This is a genomic window from Neorhizobium sp. AL 9.2.2 (assembly GCF_013317225.1).
Classification (GTDB): domain Bacteria; phylum Pseudomonadota; class Alphaproteobacteria; order Rhizobiales; family Rhizobiaceae; genus Neorhizobium; species Neorhizobium soli.
Genome location: NZ_JAALXU010000009.1, coordinates 829,948 through 850,105 on the forward strand (window position 1 = coordinate 829,948; position 20,158 = coordinate 850,105).

Sequence of the window (20,158 nt, forward strand, 5' to 3'; positions counted from 1 at the left end):
TCAACTCCTCACGAGGACCGGTAAGACATGACCAAGAAAGTGCTTCTCGTCGGCGAAAGCTGGATCAGCTCCGCCACCCATTACAAGGGCTTCGACCAGTTCGGCAGCGTCACCTTCCACCTCGGCGCCGAGCCGCTGGTCAAGGCGCTCGATGGCAGCGAGTACGAATTGACCTATATGCCGGCCCATGACGCGGTCGAGAAATTCCCCTTCGAGATGGCCGGGCTCGACGCCTACGATGCGATCATCCTCTCGGATATCGGCGCCAACTCGCTGCTGCTGCCGCCGGCCGTATGGCTGCATTCCAAGACCGTGCCCAACCGGCTGAAGCTCATCAAGGCCTGGGTGGAAAAGGGCGGAGGACTGCTGATGGTCGGCGGATATTTCTCGTTCCAGGGCATCGACGGCAAGGCGCGCTGGCGCCGCACGGCCGTAGAGGACACGCTGCCCGTCACCTGCCTGCCCTACGACGATCGGGTTGAAATACCCGAGGGTTCGACGGCCGTCGTCCTCAAGCCCGACCATCCGGTGATGGCCGGCCTTGGCGGCGAATGGCCTCTGCTTCTGGGCGTCAACGAGGTGGAGGTGCGCGACCGCGCCGATGTGGACGTGCTCGCCCGCCTGCCCGAAGACCAAGGCGGCCATCCGCTGCTGGTGACCGGCACCCATGGCGAAGGCCGCACCGTGGCGTGGACTTCGGACATCGGCCCTCATTGGCTTTCGCCGGCTTTCTGCGAATGGGAAGGTTACGCCAGGCTCTGGAAAAACATCCTCGGCTGGATGACCGAAACACGCTGACGGCAGCGCACGACGAGACACGCGGCTGGCCGGATGCGAGACCACCGGCCGGCCGCCGGTACCCAATCTTCGCAGATCAGGAGCAGATGCCATGACATCGCGCGATTTTTTCAAGCCGGGACGCTCGGTCGCCATTTCGGACCGCGGCATGGCTGCGACCTCCCATCCCCAGGCGACCCTGGCGGCGGTCGATATCCTGCGCGCCGGCGGCAATGCGGTCGATGCGGCGGTGGCGGCGGTGGCGCTGCAATCGGTGATCGACCCGCTGATGACCGGGATCGGCGGCGATTGCTTTGCTCTCTATTCACCGGCCGGCGGAACGCCAGTCGCGCTCAACGGATCCGGCCGTGCACCCCAGAAGGCCGAGCTAGCCTATTTCATCGACAAAGGCTTCTCCTCCATCCCCGACGATAGCGCACATGCCGTAACCGTACCCGGCGCAGTGGATGCCTGGTGCCGGCTGATCGAAAGCCATGGTAGCCTCGGGATGAACCGTGTTCTGGCCGCAGCGATTGCCGCTGCCGCGGACGGCTATTGCATCACCCCACGCGTCGCGCTCGATTGGGCGCGCTACAGCCCCCGCGTCGGTAAGTTCGCAGGCTCCGCAAGCTACTTCCTGCCGAACGGCAAGGCGCCGGTGACCGGCCAGCGGATGACCAACCCGGCGCTGGCCGCCACCCTGCGCGCCATAGCGACGGGCGGCCGCGACGCCTTCTACAAGGGCCTGGTGGCCGAGGAGATCGTCGGCCTGTTGCAGTCGCTAGGTGGCCTGCACGAGGAAAGTGACTTCTCCAGTTTCGCCGCCTTCGAAACCGCACCCATCTCGGCCAAATATCGGGGCCGGGATGTGCTGGAATGCCCGCCAAACGGCCAGGGGCTTGCCGCTTTGATGATTGCGCGCATCCTCGACGGCTTCGACCTGCGCGATCCGACGCTGTCGGAGGCAGACCGCATCCATCTTCTCGCCGAAGCATCGAAGGCAGCCTATGCCCGGCGTGACCAGGTGATCGCCGATCCCGCCCATATGACGGCCGACGTCGATGCCATCCTGTCGGATCGCTCGATAGACGCGATCCGCTCGAAGATCAGCCTTGAAAAGGCCGCTCCGGCTGGCACTTGGGAAGGTCCGACGCATAAGGACACCGTCTACGTGACCGTGGTCGACCGCGACGGCAACGCCGTCTCGCTGATCAACTCCATCTTCTTCGCATTTGGCAGCGGCATCTACGCGCCACGCTCCGGCGTGCTGCTGCAGAACCGCGGCGCGGGCTTCGTGGTCAGACAAGGCCACCCCAACGCCATCGGCCCCGGCAAGCTGCCCTTCCACACGATCATCCCCGGCATGCTGGCCGAGGGCGGCAAGACGCGCATGACCTTCGGGGTCATGGGCGGGCAATACCAGGCGGTCGGCCATTGCCATCTGCTGAGCCAAATCCTCGATCGAGACATGGATCCGCAGCAGGCGAGCGACCAGCCGCGTAGTTTCTATTTCGATGGCAAGCTCAGTCTCGAGCCAACCATTTCCGACGACGTGCGGATGGATCTGGAACGTCGCGGCCACACAACCGTCTGGGCGGACGAACCGATCGGCGGTGCGCAGGCAGTCTACATCGACCACGAGCGGGGCGTTCTGCTGGGAGCCACCGACCACCGCAAGGACGGCATCGCGCTCGGTTATTAAGCGACAGCCTGGATTATCGTTCGGCGCTGGACACCATGCCAAGCGCGACATCGGCCAGTTCCGCGGTCTGTACGACCAGGCGATCCGCTCCCGCGCTCTCCAGTTCGGCTTGCTCACCGTAGCCCCAGAGCACACCCGCAGCCCGCATGCCGTTGGCATGGGCGCCGGTGACATCGTATTTTCGATCGCCGATCATGACACAACGATCCGCGTCAAGCTCATGCTGCTGGATGATGTGCGCAATCAGTTCAGGCTTATGGTCGATGTCGCCGGCCGGGGTCGATCCATAAATACCGGTGAACAGAGCATCTAGGCCTTTGTCTTCCAGTATGCGGCGCGCAAACGTTTCGCGCTTGGATGTCGCGAGGAAAAGCCTGGCTTCTTTCTTCATCCTGGAAAGAGCTTCCGGGATACCGTCATAGACCTCACTCAGAAGAAGGCCTCGCGACCCGTAGTCCTGCCGGTAGGCATCGACCCCTTCGGTGACCCGGTCGTCGCCGAACTGTCCGAGCAGGTACCGCATGACGTCCTCGATCGGCGGGCCAATGATCGACCTGATGTCCATGGCAGGATCAGTATCATGTCCAAGGGAACGAAGCGCTGCCCTGCAGCTCGAGAGAATTCCGGGTTCCGACGCGATTAGAGTTCCATCGAGATCTAGTAGGATTGCAGGTGCGGCGGCATACGACATGAAAACGCTTTCATTGGACAGGTCATACAGCAGCACCAATCGGTATGCCGTTGAATAAGACAAATATAGTCTTTCCCAACGGTCTCAATGCAATTTTGCGGAGATCTCGTCACAGCCCAACATTCGCACTCCTTGATGGGAAGCAAACCGTCGTCCTCGCCTCTCGAAGAGCTAGCCTTTCGAAAATCCGCGACGTCAAAACCTCAACCATGCGCTGCAACAAAAACCGCGCTGGCGTCGCTGACGATCGACACATGGTCGAAGGCCGCCTGCCCGGCGGCTTTGCAATCGGCGCGCAGAATGGCGGTAACGATCCGGTCATGCTCATCGTATGACTTCGAGAGCCTCCCGGTCAGACGAAACTGCGCGTGGCGAAATGGCGCCAGCCTTGCCCTGGTCTGTGTTGCCAATTCGAGAAGGTGATCGTTGTGAGCTCCTCGGTAAAGCCTGTTGTGGAATTCGGTGTTGTAAGCGGAATAGTCCTCCGACGAGCCCGAATGCACGAGATGTATCGAACTGCGATGTTCGATATCCAAGCCACGTCGCTCGTCGACCGTCATGCGCTCGGCAGAGAGCCTGGCACAGATGCCTTCCAGTTCCGCCATAGCCTCGAACATGGAGTGGAGGCGGGCCTGCGTCACGTTCATCACGACGGCGCTGCGATTGGGCTCCCGGCCAACCAGGCTCATTGCGCCGAGTTCCCGCAACGCTTCCCGGACAGGCGTCCGGGAGACTTCGAACCGGGCGGCGAGAGAAAGCTCGTCGAGCCTTTCGCCAGGCAGCATCTCGCCGGTCACGATCATATCGGCAATGGCTCTCACCATCTGCTCCACAGTCGTCCCGGCCCGGACTAATCTTCTTCGCTTCACCTCAGTCACGACACTCTCGGCGCTTTAGACGTAGTGCATACAGATGCAGCTCGTGTTCCGCCATGTCAACGCTTTCCTCAATGCATTGAACTTAAATGCTTTTCGTCCAGACATCCTAGATAGCGCTGGGAGCGCATCTCGGTTTCCCCGAATATTTTTCATACAGTGACGCTAAAATCAGCACGCTCGGCCAAAACTGCATGCAGTTTTGTCAGTTCTTGTTATCTGTTCAGTCGGCATCAGCATTTTCAATGACTTACAAAGTGGCACGCCTGTTGCTTGCTGTCCCTTGTCCAATAGCGAACGGCCGAGCGCCGCGAGGGAGAATGACGATGACGAAACTCCTTTCCATGAACCGCCGAAATTTTCTGCAGGTGTCTGCGGCTGGACTTGCGGCTAGCGCAGTCCCGGGTCTTATGCCGGCAACGGCATGGGCGCAGACCGAGCTGACGGTCGGCTTCATCTATGTCGGACCGAAGGATGACTACGGTTACAATCAGGCGCACGCCGAAGGTGCTGCGGTGATCAAGGCCATGCCGGGTGTCACGCTCGTCGAAGAAGAAAACGTGCCCGAGACCGTCGATGTCCAGAAGACGATGGAATCGATGATCAACCTCGACGGCGCCTCTTTGGTTTTCCCGACGTCGTTCGGCTATTTCGATCCCCACATGCTGGCTATGGCAGCCAAATATCCCGACACCCAGTTTCGCCATTGCGGCGGCCTGTGGCAGCAGGGCAAGCACCCCGCCAATACCGGATCCTATTTCGGCTACATCCACCAGGGTCAGTATCTGAGCGGGGTCGCCGCCGGCCATGCTTCCAAAAGCAAGAAGATCGGGTTCGTCGCGGCGAAGCCCATCCCGCAGGTCCTGCAGAACGTCAACGCGTTCCTGCTCGGTGCCCGTTCCGTCGACCCGACCATCACCTGCCAGGTGATCTTCACCGGTGAGTGGTCGCTCGCCATCAAGGAAGCCGAAGCCACCAACGCGCTGGTCGATCAGGGTGTAGATGTCATTACCTGCCACGTCGACAGCCCGAAGGTCGTGGTCGAGACCGCCGCCGGCCGCGGCGCCTTCGTCTGCGGTTATCACGCCGACCAGAGCCCGCTTGCGCCAGAGAGATACCTGACCGGCGCCGAATGGGCGTGGGGCAACGTTTATACGGACTTCATCAAGAAGGCCCAGGCCGGCGAAAAACTCGGGAACTTCGTTCGCGGCGGACTGAAGGACGGCTTCGTCAAGATGAGCCCGCTCGGTCCCGGCGTATCGGAAAAAGGCCGCAAGATGTTCGATGCGACACTTGCCGAGGCGATGACCGGCAAGCTTTCCGTGTTCAAGGGTCCCCTCAAGGACAACAAGGGCAATACCGTGATCGCGGCCGACAAGGCTTATGCGGAGGATGCGATCGATCTCGAAAGCATGGCTTACCTCGTCGAGGGCGTGGTCGGCTCCACCTCCTGACATCGGGTGAAGGGAGAAGCGTCATGACAGTTCAAGCAAACGTTCCAGCGGTCTCGTTGAATGCCGGCGGAGGGACCACGTTCCGCCCGCTTCTGGAATGGCTGGCGCGGCGTGCAGAGCCCGTCGTCATCGGGTCTGCTGCCATTCTGGCAGGCCTCATGCTCTTTTCCCTCTTCATTCTCGCGATCGGCAAGTCGCCGGTCGCGCTCTTCCAGCTCATGTATACCGGCGGTTTCGGCAGCTGGTTTTCGCTGCAAAACAGCCTTTCGCGCGCAGCGCCCCTCCTCCTCACAGCGCTCTGCGTGGCACTGCCGGCACGCCTCGGTCTGGTCATCATCGGCGGAGAAGGCGCGCTCGTGCTCGGCGGCGTTGCAGCCGCAGCGGTTGCCGCACCACTGACCGGCTTCCTTCCTCCCTATCCGGCGCTCATCGTCATGGCGGTTGCGTCCATGATCGTCGGCGGCATCTGGATCGGTGCGGTAGGGTTTCTGCGGCACTACCGCGGCGTCAACGAAACGATCTCGTCGCTGCTGCTGGCCTATATCGCGATCGCGCTGATGAACCAGCTCGTGGAAGGGCTGTTGCGGGATCCGGCAAGCCTGAACAAGCCCTCCACCATGCCGCTGCCACCAGGATATATGATCGGCGATATCCCCGGAATGGATGTTCACTGGGGCCTCGTCATCAGCATCATAGCCTGCGTCGGCTCCTGGATCCTGATCGAGATGACGAGCTACGGCTTTGCCGCTCGGATGGCCGGCGGAAATGTACGCGCCGCACAGATCCAGGGCTTGCCGGTCGGTCGACTGATCGTCGGCTTCACGGCGATCGCCGGCACATTCGCCGGGCTTGCCGGCATGCTGGAGGTGGCGGCCGTGCAGGGCAGTGCGAACGGCTCGATTGCGGCAGGTTACGGCTACACCGGCATTCTCGTGGCATTTCTGGCGCGCCACAATCCACTGGCAATCATCCCGATCGCGTTTCTGCTCGGAGGGCTCGAGGCATCCGGCGGCCTGATCCAGCGCCGGATGGGACTGCCTGATGCGACCGTCGTTGCGCTGCAGGGCACGCTCTTCATCGTCATCCTCTTCTGCGAGACCTTTTACGGCAGGTTCAAGGTCTTCAATCCCGACCTCTGGAAAAGGAGAACGTGATGGACGAGACAAACATTGGTCTCTGGGGCGTGCCGCTTGCGATCCTCGCCGGGGCAATCCGCGTCTCTACTCCGTTTATTTTCGTCTCGCTCGGCGAAGCCATTACCGAGCGTTCCGGACGCATCAATCTCGGATTGGAAGGCACGCTCGTTTTCGGAGCCATGACGGCCTACGCCGTCGCCGTCCTCACCGGTTCGCCATGGCTCGGTGTGCTCGCGGCCATGGCGGCAGGAGCGGTCTTCGGGCTCATTCATGGCTTCATCTGCCGCTTCCCGCGCGTCAACGACATCGCGATCGGCATTGCCATGATGCAGTTCGGGCTCGGGTTCGCCTTCTTCCTCGGCAAGCCCTTCATCCAGCCTTCCGCGCCAAAGCTGCCGTCCATCCCGCTCGGCAACTGGTCGTCCTATCCGCAGGTCCAGGCGGCGCTGAATATCAATGTCCTCTTCTTCATCGGCTTTGCCCTTTCTCTCTTTCTGTTCTGGGCCTTCCGCAATACCCGTCCCGGCCTCATCCTGCGCGTCGTCGGGGACTCCACCGATGCGGCCCGCGCGATGGGCATCAACCCGGACCGCGTGCGGTTGCTTGCCACCGCGCTCGGTGGATCGCTGGCGGCTGTCGGCGGAGGCTATCTCTCGCTCTACTATCCCGGCTCCTGGAACGAGGGCATTTCCTCCGGCCAGGGCCTCATGGCCGTGGCGCTCGTGATCTTTGCCCGCTGGAACCCGATCCACTGCTTCCTAGCAGCACTTCTCTTCGGCGGGACAGGCGCGCTTGGACCGGCGCTGCAATCGGTGGGCGTGACGCAGGGCTACTACCTCTTCTACGCGGCGCCTTACGTGCTGACGCTTGCCATACTGATTGCCACATCCTCGCCCCACCGCGCGCTTTCCGGCGCGCCGGGCGCGCTTTCCCTGACGAAATGATAGGAGTTGCGACATGAATGGCTTAGGCGGCCTCAACAAATCCGAACACGGCGTCGGTATCGGTCTCGTGCAACTGCAATTGCCGGTGACCGTGACAAAAGCGGACCTTGCCCGCCAGACGCAGGTGATCGTCGATCTCGTCGCCAAGGCGCGGCGCAACCAGCCCGGCATGGATCTCGTCGTCTTCCCAGAATATGCGCTCCACGGTCTATCGATGGACATCAATCCTGACATCATGTGCTCGCTGGACGGTCCGGAGGTTGCTGCTTTCAAGGAAGCCTGCCGCAAAAATGCGATCTGGGGCTGCTTCTCGATCATGGAACTGAACCCGGGCGGCATGCCTTACAATTCCGGCATCGTCATCGACGACCAGGGTGAGCTGAAGCTCTATTATCGCAAAATGCATCCCTGGGTGCCGGTCGAGCCCTGGGAACCCGGCGATCTCGGCATACCTGTCATCGACGGGCCGAAAGGCGCAAAGCTTGCACTGATCATCTGCCACGACGGCATGTTCCCCGAGATGGCGCACGAATGCGCCTACAAGGGTGCCGAGATCATGATCCGGACGGCAGGCTATACCGCGCCGATCCGCGAGGCCTGGCGCTTTACCAACCAGTCGAATGCCTTCTGCAATCTCGTGGTCACCGCCAATGTCTGCATGTGCGGCTCGGACGGCACGTTCGACAGCATGGGCGAAGGCATGATCTGCAATTTCGACGGCTCGGTCATTGCGCATGGGACGTCGGGCCGGCCGAACGAGATCATAACAGCCGAAGTCCGGCCGGATCTCGTGCGCGAGGCACGACGCGGCTGGGGCGTGGAAAACAATATCTACCAGTTCGGCCATCGCGGCTACGTTGCTGTCGAAGGCGGCGCCGGCGATGCACCCTACAGCTACATGCACGACCTGATCGCCGGCAAATACCAGCTGCCCTGGGAGAACGAGGTCAAGGTCACCGATGGCACCTCATGCGGTTTCGACAAGCCGTCGCGCCGTTATGGCGAAACCCTCAAGCCGGCAGCGGAATAGGAGAGACATCATGGATGCGATGGTCGAAACAACCGGCAGCTATATCGGTGCCGATCCCTATCCCTGGCCCTATAATGGCAAGCTGAGGCCCGACAATACCGCCCTTATCATCATCGACATGCAGACGGACTTCTGCGGCAAGGGCGGTTATGTCGACCACATGGGTTATGATCTGTCGCTGGTGCAGGCGCCGATCGAGCCGATCAGATCGGTGCTCGCGGCCATGCGTGCCAAAGGCTACCACATCATCCACACCCGCGAAGGCCACCGTCCCGATCTGGCCGACCTTCCCGCCAACAAGCGCTGGCGCTCGCAGCGCATCGGTGCTGGCATCGGCGATCCCGGCCCCTGCGGCCGCATCCTGACGCGCGGCGAGCCGGGATGGGACATCATTCCGGAGCTTTATCCGATCGAGGGCGAAACGATCATCGACAAGCCCGGCAAGGGTTCTTTCTGCGCAACGGATCTGGAGCTGATCCTCCACCAGAAGCGCATCGAGAACATCATTCTGACAGGCATCACCACAGATGTCTGCGTATCGACGACCATGCGTGAGGCCAACGATCGCGGCTTCGAATGCCTGCTTCTGGAGGATTGCTGCGGCGCGACCGATTACGGCAACCACCTCGCTGCGATCAAGATGGTCAAGATGCAGGGCGGCGTCTTCGGCGCGGTGGCCAGCTCGAAAATGCTGATCGAGGCACTCCCGTGATGATGCAAGCCGCCACCATGACCAGGCTTGCTCAAGTCTTTCGCGTCGCGGCGAGCGGTCCGTCCGATTTATCGGGCGTAGAAGCCCTGTTCGCGGCAGGGCTGAAGCCGGAAAACGTCGTTGCGATCCTCGGAAAGACGGAGGGCAACGGATGCGTCAACGATTTCACGCGGGGCTTCGCCACGGCGAGTTTCGAGGCACTGTTCGCGCGCCACGGCGTCGAGGGTGTCTCGCTGGTGATGTCCGGTGGCACCGAAGGAGCCCTGTCGCCGCACTGGACGGTTTTTGCGCGTGAGAGCTTGATTGATGACGCCGCAGATGCAGGCGGGCCCGCTCTCGCCATCGGTACATCCAGAACGCCCCACCTCCCATTCCATCATCTCGGGCGTCGTGAACAGGCGCTTATGGTCGCCGAAGGCGTAAGAACCGCGATGGCGGATGCAGGCATCGACGACCCCGCGGACGTCCATTTCGTCCAGATCAAATGCCCGCTTCTGACGCTTGCCCGCATCGGCGAAGCAGACAGTACGGGGCACGCCGTCGCCACGCGCGAGACACTCAAGTCCATGGGACTTTCGCGTGGAGCCTCGGCGCTGGGCGTCGCCCTAGCACTTGGCGAAGTCGATGCCGCAACCATTACCGATGAGGTCATCGGCTCCCGTCACGACCTCTTTTCACGTCGCGCATCCGCATCCGCCGGCGTCGAACTGACCGATCACGAGATCATCGTACTTGGAATGAGCCGAGCCTGGAGCGGACCGCTTGCGATCGATCACGCCGTCATGGCGAGCGCCATCGATACTGCTTCCGTGCACGGCGCCCGTGCGCGCCTGCCGGAAAGGGCGACGATTGCCGCCGTACTGGCCAAGGCGGAACCCGACCCATCCGGCATGGTCGGTGGCCGGCGTCACACGATGCTGGACGATTCAGACATTGCCGGCACCCGCCATGCCCGCGCCTTTGTCGGCGGCGTGCTCGCGGGCGTCTTCGGCATGACCGATCTCTATGTCTCTGGTGGCGCCGAGCACCAGGGACCACCCGGCGGCGGGCCTGTCGCTATCATTGTTGAAAAGGAGAGATGAAGTGAGCATTGTTCGCGATACCCCTCTTCCGGAGCGTGGCAAGGCTGCCAGCATCGACACATTGGGAATGACCATGCGGTTCGGCGCGTTTACGGCGCTGGATGACGTTTCGATCAGCGTTCCAGCCGGATCCTTCCACGCGCTTCTCGGCGAGAACGGCGCCGGCAAGTCGACCCTGGTCAAATGCATCATGGGCTTTTACCACGCGACGTCGGGCTCGCTTTCGGTCGACGGACGCGAAGTCGCGATCGCGTCTCCACGGGATGCGGCCACCCACAGGCTGGGTATGGTCTACCAGCATTTCACCCTAGTCCCATCGCTCACCGGGGCCGAGAACCTCGTGATCAGCCGGGCTCAAGTGCCGGCCGTGATCAACTGGGCGAAGGAGCGCCGCGAACTCGCTGAATTCATGGAGCGTATGCCGTTCAAGATCTCGCTCGACCGACCGGTCAGCGAGCTTGCCGCTGGCGAGAAACAGAAGCTTGAAATCGTCAAGCAGCTCTATCTCGGCCGGTCCTTCCTCATTCTCGACGAGCCGACATCAGTTCTGACGCCCGCCGAAGCCGACGAGATGCTGGGCCTCGTGCGCGGGATGACGGAGAGCGGCGGGCTGACCGTGCTGATGATATCCCACAAGTTTCACGAGATCACCAAATTCGCCGACGACGTCTCGATCCTGCGTCGCGGCAAGCTGGTCGGGACGGGAAAGGTCAGTGACCTCTCAACCGCCGACATGGCAGCGATGATGATCGGCAATGTGAAACTCGCCGAACTCGACAGCCGCGCGCCTGTCAACCAATCTGCGGAAACGGTGCTCAGGCTCAGCAACGTCAGGGCGCCGGATCGATCTGGGCTGAGGACGATCGAGATCGACGACCTCTCGGTCCGCGAAGGCGAGATCGTCGGGATCGCCGGCATATCCGGCAACGGACAAAAGGAATTTGCCGAGATCCTGTCCGGTCAGCGACCTCTCAGCGCCGGCAGCATCGAGGTCAACGGCTCGGCCTATGGGGCAACTCGCGCCGAGACGCGGGCTAACAATGTACGTTTCATTCCCGAAGAGCCGCTGCAAAATGCCTGCGCGCCAAGGATGACGGTCAGCGAGAACCTTTCCTTCCGAACCTTCGACCTCAAGGCCGATGGCCGGGATGCAATGTGGCTCTCCAAGGCCGGCATGAAAAAACGGGCTACGTCGCTCATTTCCGATTTCAAGGTGAAGACCGCATCGTCGTCATCACCGATTGCGGCGCTTTCCGGCGGCAATGTTCAGCGTGCCGTGCTTGCCCGCGAACTGACAGGCGATGTCGATCTGCTGATCGTTTCCAACCCGTGTTTCGGGCTGGATTTCTCGGCCGTTGCAGAAATCCGCGCCCGCATCATGAAGGCGCGCAATGCTGGAACGGCCGTGTTGCTGCTTTCTGAAGATCTCGACGAGCTTCTCGAAATGTCCGACCGCATCATCGTCATTTCCGAGGGACGGCTCGTCTACGAGACGCCGGCGCGTGGCGCCGACATCGGCGTGATCGGGGCACATATGGCGGGGCACCACTGATGTCGATGATCAAGGCCGAACCGTTCGATTTTCCATTGCGACCTGCCGAGATGGCGCTTGTTGTGATCGACATGCAGCGCGATTTTGCCGAAGCCGGCGGCTTCGGCGCAAGCCTCGGCAACGACGTCTCTCGTATCACCCGGATCGTGCCGGACGTGAAGCGGCTTATCGAAGGTTTTCGCGCCGCGGGCCTGCCTGTCATCCACACGATGGAATGTCACAGGCCCGATCTCTCGGACCTGCCGCCTGCCAAGCGTGATCGCGGCAACCCCTCTCTGCGGATCGGCGACGAAGGGCCGATGGGCCGTGTGCTGATTGCGGGAGAACCGGGCACGGCAATCCTGCCGGAACTCGCTCCGATCGCCGGCGAAGTGGTGATTGAAAAGCCCGGCAAGGGCGCTTTCTATGCGACGGCACTCGGCGAAATCCTTAAGCAGAAGGGCATCACCCAGCTCGTCTTTGCCGGCGTGACCACCGAGGTCTGCGTTCAGACGACCATGCGGGAAGCGAACGACCGTGGTTATGAATGCCTGCTTTGCGAGGAGGCGACCGAAAGCTATTTCCCCGAATTCAAGGCCACTGCCATTGCCATGATCCGCGCTCAGGGCGCGATCGTCGGCTGGACGGCGCATATCGACGACATCCTGAAAGGACTACCCCATGCCTGAAACGACACGCGCCATGCTGACGTCTGGAGGCTGGAAGGACCTGGAATTCGGACCGTTCCGCAAAGATGTGACGATCCACTGGATCAGAGCGTTCGAGGGCGACCAACCGGGCGTGGCGATACTGAAGTATCAGCCGGGAGCATCCGTGCCACGCCACCTCCATCAGGGGCTCGAAACCATCCTCGTTCTCAACGGCGTGCAGTCCGATGAAGCGGGGGATTACGGTGAGGGCAGTTACGTGGTCAACGCCGCCGGCACCGAGCATTCGGTCTGGAGCGATAAGGGATGTGTGGTGCTGATCCAGTGGGACCGGCCCGTGAAGATACTTGAAGAGAGCATGGCATGACTTACTCCACATCGACGGATCTACCCGCATTCGACATCGTCTCGCTGTCGAATTTCTATCGCAACGGCGGCACCGTCACCGAGATCGTCGAGCGCGTGTTTGCCCGGATTGCCGAGGTCGATGACCCCGGTATCTTCATCCACCTGGGCGATAAACTCGAGATCCTGGCGGAAGCGGAAAAGCTCGGCGCCTTCGATCCCGCAAAGCTGCTGTTCGGCATACCCTTTGCGGTAAAAGACAATATCGACGTCGCGGGCATGCCGACCACCGCCGCCTGCCCCGACTACGCCTACACGCCGGAAAAAGATGCGACCATCGTGCGCCTGCTGAAAGAGGCGGGAGCGCTGGTCATCGGCAAGACCAATCTCGACCAATTCGCCACAGGCCTTGTCGGCGTGCGCTCACCCTACCCGATCCCGAAGAATGCCATCGATCCAACGCTCGTTCCGGGCGGCTCCTCCTCCGGTTCAGCCGTTGCGACAGCACACGGTATCGTCTCGTTCGCGCTCGGCACGGATACGGCCGGTTCGGGCCGCATTCCGGCCGGTCTCAACAATATCGTCGGCCTAAAACCAAGCCTTGGCGCTTTTTCCACCACCGGGGTCATTCCCGCATGCCGGACGCTCGATTGCGTTTCCGTCTTTGCGTTGACGGTGGAGGACGCCTGGACCGTGTTCTCGGTCGCTGCCCGACCGGATGAGACCGACGCCTATTCGAGATCAATTCCGACCACAGGCTACCCCGCGGCGCCGCCCGTGCTGACGATCGGCGTTCCCGCAGCGACCGACCTGAGGTTCTTCGGCGACACGTCGATGGAAGCGGCATACGCAGAGGCCCTCGCCGTCCTCTCCGGTCTTGGCCACAAGCTCGTCGAAATCCCCTTTGCCGATTTCTACGAGGTGGCCGACCTGCTTTACGAAGGCGCCTGGGTTGCAGAACGCTATGCAGCGGTGAAGGATTTCTTCGATGCGCATGAAGACAAGTTCCATCCCGTAACGCGCAGCATCTATGGCGGAGCGAAAGCGCTCTCGGCAGCCGACGCATTCAACGGCCTCTATGCGCTGCAGGCACTCAAGAAGCGGCTCGCGCCGGTCATTGGGTCCGTCGATCTCTTCTGCGTGCCCACCGCACCCCGGCATTTCACGGTCGCTGAGCTGGAAGCCGAACCGATCCGTGAAAATTCCCGCCTCGGCACCTACACGAATTTCGTCAATCTGCTCGATATGTGCGGCATCGCCGTCCCGACCGGGAAGCGACCGGACGGCCTGCCGGCAAGCGTCACCCTTCTCGCACCGGCCGGCAAGGAAGGGCTGACAGCGACGCTTGCCCGCGATCTTCACGCCGCGAGCGGGCTGACGCTCGGCGCGACAGGCTGGCCGCTACCGGCTCCGACCGAGGCACCGCCTGTCGTGCCGGCAGATGATCTGATCGATCTGGTCGTGGTCGGCGCGCATCTTTCGGGAATGCCGCTCAATCATCAGCTCATCGACCTCGACGGCCAATTCTCCCGAACGACACGGACGTCCACCGACTACCGCCTTTACGCCCTCGCCGGCACGGTTCCCGCCAAGCCGGGCATGGTGAAGGTGGGCCAGAATCAGGGTACCGAGATCGAAGTCGAGATCTGGCGCCTGACGCCCGCAGCCTTCGGCCGGTTTGTGGCGGCAATCCCCGCGCCTCTCGGGATCGGCACGGTCTCGCTGTCGGACGGAACGTCGGCAAAGGGGTTCCTGTGCGAACAGATCGCGCTCGAGACAGGCGCAAACGACATTAGCCGATATGGAGGCTGGCGCGCCTATTGCAAAAGCGGCTGATCGCTGGTGGCGTGTGGTCTCGACCTAACCTCGATCTGCTTCTAACCTGACAGCACTCGATCCGACATAGCCGCAGACGGCTTCGGTGACATGCACGCCCGCTGCAGCTTGGCGGCCGATATTCGCATCACGCAGGTCGTCAACATGAAAACGTGCATCCACGTCACGATCCCGAAAGCTCTGAATCAGAGATCAAAGGACGCCTAACCATATCAGAACTCTTGCAAAATCGAACCGACGGCGCCGACGGAAACTAGACGGATCGGATGACGCCCTTTGTGAAAATGAAACAACCAAAGGGCCTGTCATCCGTAGTCGCGACAACAGCGAATGCGCGAGCCGCAACGTCGTAAAACTTCGTCCTCTCGACGGGCTCGAAGCTAACCTGCCGCTCCTCCGTATCGTTTACTATCTTTTCGACATCGTAATGAACCGACGCGGCGTAGCTCAGGTCTCCGTCAGGGACCATTTTAACTACGGGTTTTTCAAGAAAGTCGTCGACCGGCATCAGTTTCAATATATCGGCGATGATTGAAACGAGCGGCACTCCCACAATCGGTAAGACACGTTGATGACGAGAATAAGCTGGGTAGTTGGCATCAACCACGGCCAGACAATCACCGTGCCCCATTGCTGCGAGTGCCCACAGCACATCCGGGCTCAAATGCTTTGGGATGTTCTTCAACATTGTTATACGAGTTCCGTTATAGCTGATAGAGTTGTATCGTTGGTGTGATGGCCAAGGCTATCTGCGGGACAAGCTGTCAAAAAAATCGATGAGTAGCAACGAAATCCGTGTCTTGTGTTCGGCATACGTGTTGACGCATCAACGTTATCCTCGTCGTAAAGCGTTTATCGTCAGCCGCTGCACCGTGGCAAAACAGTCCCGCATCGAGGTCAGGCAATCCACGAATACGCGTCGCCTTAACCGTGATGGCGACGCGCAGCGGGATCGGGGATCGGCACCGCACCCATCAACGCCCGCGTATACTCGTCCTTCGGCTGTTCGAAGACGTCTCGGCGGCTGCCCATCTCGACGATCGACCCGCCGCGCATCACCGCGACATTGTGGGACATGCGCTCGATCACTGCCATGTCGTGGCTGATGAACAGATAGGCGATCCCCATCGTCTCCTGCAATTCCAGCATCAGGTCCAGCACGCGCGCCCGCACGGAGACGTCGAGCGCCGCAACGCTTTCGTCGGCGACGATGAGCTTGGGTTCGAGAGCCAGCGCCCGGGCGATGCAGATGCGCTGGCGCTGGCCGCCTGAAAACTCGTGTGGGTACCGGCTGGCAGCCTCCGGCGGCAGCCCGACGCGGCGAAGCAGGTCTGCGACCCGGTCCTTCCGCTCGGTTCTGTTGCCGATACCGTGGATGACCAAGGGTTCGGCGATCGCCCGACCGACAGCCATGCGCGGATCGAGCGAGGCATAGGGATCCTGGAAGATCATCTGCGCCGACCGGCGCACCGCCTGCATATCGCGCTGGCTAAGCATGCCGATCTCACGGCCGTCGATCATCACATGGCCGGTGAAGGGAATGAGGCCGAGGACCGCTTTTCCGGTGGTCGATTTGCCCGATCCGCTTTCGCCGACCAGACCCAGCGTCTCGCCGGGCAGGATATCGAAGGCGACGTCGCTGACCGCATTCACAGGCGGCTTGCCCTTGAAAATCCGGCCGGCGACGCTGCCATAGCTGACGCCGAGATCGCGGACATTGAGGACAGGCGACCGATCCGGCGCGGGAAGCGGCTGTTTCGGCTCGGCCGAGACACGCGGCGGACCGTCGGTTCCCGCATGCGCACCAAGGATCGGCACGGCGGCCAGCAATTGCTGCGTATAGGCCGCCTGCGGCCGGTGGAAGATATTGATGACACCGCCCTGCTCGACGATGCGGCCGTTCTGCAGGATGACGACGCGGTCGGCCATTTCCGCCACAACACCCATGTCGTGAGTAATCATGATGATCGAGGTGTCGAACTCGCGCTTCAATTCGCGCATCAGCTTCAGGATCTGCGCCTGTACCGTCACGTCGAGTGCGGTTGTCGGCTCGTCGGCGATCAGCACTTTTGGCCGGCAGGACAGCGCCATGGCGATCATCACCCGCTGCCGCATGCCGCCGGAAAGCTCGTGCGGAAATTGCTTCATCCGACGTGCCGGCTCGGTCATATGCACCGCGTCGAGCATCTGAAGCGCCACGGCGTCCGCATTGTCGCGACCCTGATGCTCGCGGATCGCTTCGGTCAGCTGCGTGCCGATCGAGATCACGGGATTGAGCGAGGTCATCGGCTCTTGGAAGATCATGGCGATATCGCCGCCCCGCACCGCGCGCATCGCCCGATCGGAAAGCAATGTCAGGTCGCGATCGCCGAGCAGGATCTTACCCGCGGTCACCGTCAGCGAGGCCTTCGGCAACAATCCCATGATCGACAGTGAGGTGACGGATTTACCCGACCCGGATTCGCCGGCGATGCAGAGCGTTTCGCCCGCCGCTAGATCGAAGCTCACGTTTCGCAGAACGGGCTTGCGCCCCTCGGGCGTCCGCGCATCGACATCGAGATCGCGGACGCTGAGGATCGGCATCGCAGCTGTTGCGGAATGCTCGTTCACGCGAAGACGATCCGCGGGAAGTAGAACGACACCACCCAGTTCGGCGCATCGACGATCTCGCTGATCCTGAGATCGCCGCAGACCGAGCAGAGCATATAGGCATCGACCGGGTTCAACCCGTGTTCGACGGTCAGCAGATCGATCATCCGCATGACGCTTTCGCGCGCGCCGGTCATCAGGTCCGGGCCGATGCCGGTCGTGACTTCGTATCCGGCGCCGTCGAGATGGCGGGTCACCGGCTCGGTCACGGTGAAGCGCGGGGACTGGAGCTTCGCATCCTTGACCAGCTCGATGGTCGCCTCGACATTCATCTGGCTTTCGATCGCCGTGCCGCAGACCTCGCCGTCGCCCTGGGCGGCATGCGTATCGCCGATCGAGAACAGCGCACCCTCGACTTCAACCGGCAGGTAGAGCGTGACGCCGGCCGACAGGTCGCGGATATCGAGATTGCCCCCGACCCGGCGCGGCGGCACGACCGAATGGGTGCCCGGTTCGGCAGGAGCGACACCGATCGTCCCGGCAAACGGCTTCAGCGGCACCCGTCCACCGGGGCCGAACAATGACGGCGCCATGGTCGCGGTATCATAGGTCCAGACATGCAGCGCCGGATCCTTGAACTGGTCGGCGAGAAGACCGAAACCCGGAATGTTGGCCGTCCAGCCGACGCCTGACGGAATGAACTTGCGCAGCGTGACCTTCAGCGCATCGCCCGGCTTGGCGCCTTCCACATAAACAGGTCCGGAAACGGGATTGATCTTGCCGAAATCGAGGCTGTTCAGCGTCTCCAGCGTCGCATCGCGCCCTAGCTGGCCGCCGGAAGAGTCCAGGCACTCGAAATGGATCGTCTCGCCCGGTTTCGCGACCACTGCCGGTTCGAAATCCTTGTTCCAGCCGAAATTATGCTGGGCGCGGTGAATGGTGTGGGTACAGGCTATGCACATGAATGTTCTCCCTGGTAGCTTTTGTTGGCAAGTCCCCTCCCCGACCCCTCCCCACAAGGGGAAGGGTCTAGCCCGCCGTTCCGTCCGCAATCGAAACTGCACGTCGCCGCGGATTTTCTCCCCCCTTGTGGGGGAGATGGCCGGCAGGCCAGAGGGGGTATCGACCTCAAGCGAAGGCCGAAAGCGTCTACTGCTTCACGAAGATCGCGTCGTAGTTGATGACGCGGGTCGGATCGATGTAGATGTTGTCGGCACCGCCCATGCGCAGCGACTTGGCAACGACGCGGCGCTCGTTGATCACAGGAACCCATGGCGCATCGGCCATGATGTCGGTGAACACCTTGCCCCAGGCAGCGGTACGCTCGGCGGCCTTTGCCGGATCGGACATCGAATCTGCCGCAACGGCGCGGGCATCGAGATCCTTGTTGCAGTACCAGGACCAGTTCCAGCCGCCCTGTACCGCGCCGGCGCAGCCGAGGATCGGGCCGTAGAAGTTCGACGCATCCGGGAAGTCGGCGATCCAGGCCATGCCGCCCGACCAGATCATCGGCGCTTCGCCTTCGGTTCCGCCGGCAGCAATCACGTTGGCCTGGGCAAGCGCCCGGATTTCGGCTTTAACGCCGATTGCTGCCAGATCCTGCTGGATGGCCTGGGCGATGCGCGGCTGCGGATCGGTATTCGTCGAGTAGAGCACCGTCTCGAAACCGTCGGCAAAGCCCGCTTCCGCAAGCAGCGCCTTGGCTTTGGCAACGTCGTAGGCATAGCCGGTAAACGACTTGTCGTACCCGGGCATCAGCGGCGGCAGCGGCTGGTTGGCGGGCGTGGCGCGACCATTGAGAATGCGGGCGACGCGATCCTTGTTGACCGCCATGTTGAGGGCCTGACGCACCTTGACGTTGTCAAACGGCTTCATCTTGGTGTTGAGCGTGATGTAGCCGGTATGCAGCTGCGCACCGTCGACGATGATCTGGGCGCCGTCGGGCGAGTTCTTGATTTCCAGGAACTTTGCCGGCGGAATGCCGTCACCGGCGATATCGACCTCGCCCTTCTGCAGACGAAGCAAGGCAACCAGCGGTTCCTGGCCGACTTCCACGGTGAACTTGTCGATATGCGGCATGTCCTTGACGTAATAGGCAGGGTTCTTCTCGAACACGAGACGCTGACCGATCGTCCATTCCTTCAGAGTGAAGGTGCCGGAGCCGACAGGGTTCTTGCCGAAATCACCACCGGCTGCCTCAACGGCTTCCTTCGGCACGACCGAGGCAAAGTTGATGGCGAGCACGTGCAGGAAGGTCGCATCGGGGCGCGACAGCTTGAACACGACCGTGCCGGCATCCGGCGTCTCGATGCCCGACAATGTCGCCGACTTGCCGCCCGTCACGTCCTCGAAGCCATTGATGGCGCCGAAGAAGCCGGCACCGGGGCCTTGCGTCTTCGGATCGACGGCACGCTCGATCGAGTATTTGACATCGGAGGCGACGACTTCGCGACCGTTGGAGAATTTCACGCCCTTGCGAAGCTTGAACGTGTAGGTCAGCCCGTCCGGAGCGACCTCGAAGCTTTCGGCGAGCGACGGCACCGGGTTCGGCGTGCCCGGCTCGTAATCCATCAGGCGCGAATAAAGGCTCTTGATCATCGACCAGTTGACCCAGTCGTAGCCGATCGCCGGATCGAGCGTGGTGATGTCGTCCTTGTAGGTGACGACGATATCGCCGCCCTGCTGCGGTGCGCCCTGCGCCATTGCGGACATGGTGCCCAAGGGGGCGATTGCCACCATGGTTGCAACGGTTGTGTTTCGAAGCCAGCGTTTGAACATGTCGTTCC

18 protein-coding genes are annotated in these 20,158 nt (G+C 61.7%); 12 read left to right on the top strand and 6 right to left on the bottom strand.

What is annotated here, in order from left to right; translation table 11 throughout:
- Positions 1-27 precede the first annotated feature (27 nt).
- Both G6K99_RS21360 and ggt read left to right on the top strand, forming a co-directional pair.
- On the top strand, positions 28-798 hold the full coding sequence (locus G6K99_RS21360; RefSeq protein WP_174197803.1) for a glutamine amidotransferase: 771 nt from the start codon (positions 28-30) through the stop codon (positions 796-798).
- Positions 799-889: 91 nt separating this feature from the next.
- The gene (gene ggt, locus G6K99_RS21365) at positions 890-2,479 is read left to right on the top strand and encodes a gamma-glutamyltransferase (protein WP_174197804.1); all 1,590 of its coding nucleotides are present in this window, start codon (positions 890-892) and stop codon (positions 2,477-2,479) included.
- Positions 2,480-2,492: 13 nt separating this feature from the next.
- Here ggt and G6K99_RS21370 read toward each other — a convergent pair whose 3' ends face one another.
- Positions 2,493-3,170, bottom strand: a complete 678-nt coding sequence (locus tag G6K99_RS21370) for an HAD hydrolase-like protein (protein ID WP_174197805.1) — start codon at positions 3,168-3,170, stop codon at positions 2,493-2,495.
- A gap of 203 nt (positions 3,171-3,373) precedes the next feature.
- On the bottom strand, positions 3,374-4,048 hold the full coding sequence (locus G6K99_RS21375; protein WP_174197806.1) for an FCD domain-containing protein: 675 nt from the start codon (positions 4,046-4,048) through the stop codon (positions 3,374-3,376).
- A gap of 323 nt (positions 4,049-4,371) precedes the next feature.
- Here G6K99_RS21375 and G6K99_RS21380 point away from each other — a divergent pair, with 323 nt between their 5' ends.
- The 10 genes from G6K99_RS21380 to atzF are packed head-to-tail and all read left to right on the top strand — an operon-like array spanning position 4,372 to position 14,783.
- Positions 4,372-5,499: a BMP family ABC transporter substrate-binding protein gene (locus G6K99_RS21380; RefSeq protein WP_174197807.1), complete on the top strand. Its 1,128-nt coding sequence runs from the start codon at positions 4,372-4,374 to the stop codon at positions 5,497-5,499.
- Positions 5,500-5,522: 23 nt separating this feature from the next.
- Positions 5,523-6,653: an ABC transporter permease gene (locus G6K99_RS21385; RefSeq protein WP_174197808.1), complete on the top strand. Its 1,131-nt coding sequence runs from the start codon at positions 5,523-5,525 to the stop codon at positions 6,651-6,653.
- Positions 6,653-7,579, top strand: a complete 927-nt coding sequence (locus G6K99_RS21390) for an ABC transporter permease (protein WP_174197809.1) — start codon at positions 6,653-6,655, stop codon at positions 7,577-7,579. The genes G6K99_RS21385 and G6K99_RS21390 overlap by 1 nt, the downstream gene beginning before the upstream one ends.
- 13 nt (positions 7,580-7,592) lie before the next feature.
- Positions 7,593-8,609, top strand: coding sequence for a formamidase (locus G6K99_RS21395; protein ID WP_174197810.1), 1,017 nt, complete (start codon positions 7,593-7,595; stop codon positions 8,607-8,609).
- A gap of 10 nt (positions 8,610-8,619) precedes the next feature.
- Positions 8,620-9,321 carry a cysteine hydrolase family protein gene (locus tag G6K99_RS21400; RefSeq protein WP_174197811.1) on the top strand — a complete coding sequence of 234 codons (702 nt, stop codon included), beginning with the start codon at positions 8,620-8,622 and terminating at the stop codon, positions 9,319-9,321.
- Between the two features lie 2 nt (positions 9,322-9,323).
- Positions 9,324-10,403 carry a ring-opening amidohydrolase gene (locus G6K99_RS21405; protein WP_371816267.1) on the top strand — a complete coding sequence of 360 codons (1,080 nt, stop codon included), beginning with the start codon at positions 9,324-9,326 and terminating at the stop codon, positions 10,401-10,403.
- 1 nt (position 10,404) lies between these two features.
- Entirely contained in the window at positions 10,405-11,955 is a 1,551-nt protein-coding gene (locus G6K99_RS21410; RefSeq protein WP_174197812.1) for an ATP-binding cassette domain-containing protein, read from the top strand.
- Entirely contained in the window at positions 11,955-12,623 is a 669-nt protein-coding gene (locus tag G6K99_RS21415; protein ID WP_174197813.1) for a cysteine hydrolase family protein, read from the top strand. Before G6K99_RS21410 ends, G6K99_RS21415 begins: the two co-directional genes overlap by 1 nt.
- A complete protein-coding gene (locus tag G6K99_RS21420) occupies positions 12,616-12,969 on the top strand; it encodes a cupin domain-containing protein (protein ID WP_062460034.1) in 354 nt (117 codons plus the stop codon). The genes G6K99_RS21415 and G6K99_RS21420 overlap by 8 nt, the downstream gene beginning before the upstream one ends.
- A complete protein-coding gene (gene atzF / locus G6K99_RS21425; RefSeq protein ID WP_174197814.1) occupies positions 12,966-14,783 on the top strand; it encodes an allophanate hydrolase in 1,818 nt (605 codons plus the stop codon). Before G6K99_RS21420 ends, atzF begins: the two co-directional genes overlap by 4 nt.
- Before the next feature lie 253 nt (positions 14,784-15,036).
- Here atzF and G6K99_RS21430 read toward each other — a convergent pair whose 3' ends face one another.
- From G6K99_RS21430 to G6K99_RS21445, 4 genes are all read right to left on the bottom strand, one after another.
- Positions 15,037-15,471, bottom strand: a complete 435-nt coding sequence (locus G6K99_RS21430; protein WP_062460521.1) for an RbsD/FucU family protein — start codon at positions 15,469-15,471, stop codon at positions 15,037-15,039.
- A gap of 236 nt (positions 15,472-15,707) precedes the next feature.
- Positions 15,708-17,366 carry an ABC transporter ATP-binding protein gene (locus G6K99_RS21435; protein ID WP_180215600.1) on the bottom strand — a complete coding sequence of 553 codons (1,659 nt, stop codon included), beginning with the start codon at positions 17,364-17,366 and terminating at the stop codon, positions 15,708-15,710.
- 23 nt (positions 17,367-17,389) lie between these two features.
- Complete coding sequence (locus G6K99_RS21440; RefSeq protein ID WP_062460040.1) at positions 17,390-18,334, bottom strand: acetamidase/formamidase family protein; 945 nt, start codon at positions 18,332-18,334, stop codon at positions 17,390-17,392.
- A 187-nt stretch (positions 18,335-18,521) separates the two neighbouring features.
- Positions 18,522-20,150: an ABC transporter substrate-binding protein gene (locus tag G6K99_RS21445; RefSeq protein WP_174197816.1), complete on the bottom strand. Its 1,629-nt coding sequence runs from the start codon at positions 20,148-20,150 to the stop codon at positions 18,522-18,524.
- Between the last annotated feature and the right edge of the window lie 8 nt (positions 20,151-20,158).

What these genes read in the sequence shown, in the direction of transcription:
- ggt (WP_174197804.1), top strand. Translation starts at nt 890, where the DNA reads ATGACATCGCGCGATTTTTTCAAGCCGGGACGCTCGGTCGCCATTTCG.
- G6K99_RS21400 (WP_174197811.1), top strand. Translation starts at nt 8,620, where the DNA reads ATGGATGCGATGGTCGAAACAACCGGCAGCTATATCGGTGCCGATCCC.
- G6K99_RS21420 (WP_062460034.1), top strand. Translation starts at nt 12,616, where the DNA reads ATGCCTGAAACGACACGCGCCATGCTGACGTCTGGAGGCTGGAAGGAC.
- G6K99_RS21385 (WP_174197808.1), top strand. Translation starts at nt 5,523, where the DNA reads ATGACAGTTCAAGCAAACGTTCCAGCGGTCTCGTTGAATGCCGGCGGA.
- G6K99_RS21370 (WP_174197805.1), bottom strand. Translation starts at nt 3,170, where the DNA reads ATGTCGTATGCCGCCGCACCTGCAATCCTACTAGATCTCGATGGAACT.
- G6K99_RS21415 (WP_174197813.1), top strand. Translation starts at nt 11,955, where the DNA reads ATGTCGATGATCAAGGCCGAACCGTTCGATTTTCCATTGCGACCTGCC.
- G6K99_RS21360 (WP_174197803.1), top strand. Translation starts at nt 28, where the DNA reads ATGACCAAGAAAGTGCTTCTCGTCGGCGAAAGCTGGATCAGCTCCGCC.
- G6K99_RS21440 (WP_062460040.1), bottom strand. Translation starts at nt 18,334, where the DNA reads ATGTGCATAGCCTGTACCCACACCATTCACCGCGCCCAGCATAATTTC.
- G6K99_RS21395 (WP_174197810.1), top strand. Translation starts at nt 7,593, where the DNA reads ATGAATGGCTTAGGCGGCCTCAACAAATCCGAACACGGCGTCGGTATC.
- G6K99_RS21405 (WP_371816267.1), top strand. Translation starts at nt 9,324, where the DNA reads ATGCAAGCCGCCACCATGACCAGGCTTGCTCAAGTCTTTCGCGTCGCG.
- G6K99_RS21390 (WP_174197809.1), top strand. Translation starts at nt 6,653, where the DNA reads ATGGACGAGACAAACATTGGTCTCTGGGGCGTGCCGCTTGCGATCCTC.
- G6K99_RS21380 (WP_174197807.1), top strand. Translation starts at nt 4,372, where the DNA reads ATGACGAAACTCCTTTCCATGAACCGCCGAAATTTTCTGCAGGTGTCT.
- G6K99_RS21435 (WP_180215600.1), bottom strand. Translation starts at nt 17,366, where the DNA reads ATGCCGATCCTCAGCGTCCGCGATCTCGATGTCGATGCGCGGACGCCC.
- G6K99_RS21445 (WP_174197816.1), bottom strand. Translation starts at nt 20,150, where the DNA reads ATGTTCAAACGCTGGCTTCGAAACACAACCGTTGCAACCATGGTGGCA.
- atzF (WP_174197814.1), top strand. Translation starts at nt 12,966, where the DNA reads ATGACTTACTCCACATCGACGGATCTACCCGCATTCGACATCGTCTCG.
- G6K99_RS21430 (WP_062460521.1), bottom strand. Translation starts at nt 15,471, where the DNA reads ATGTTGAAGAACATCCCAAAGCATTTGAGCCCGGATGTGCTGTGGGCA.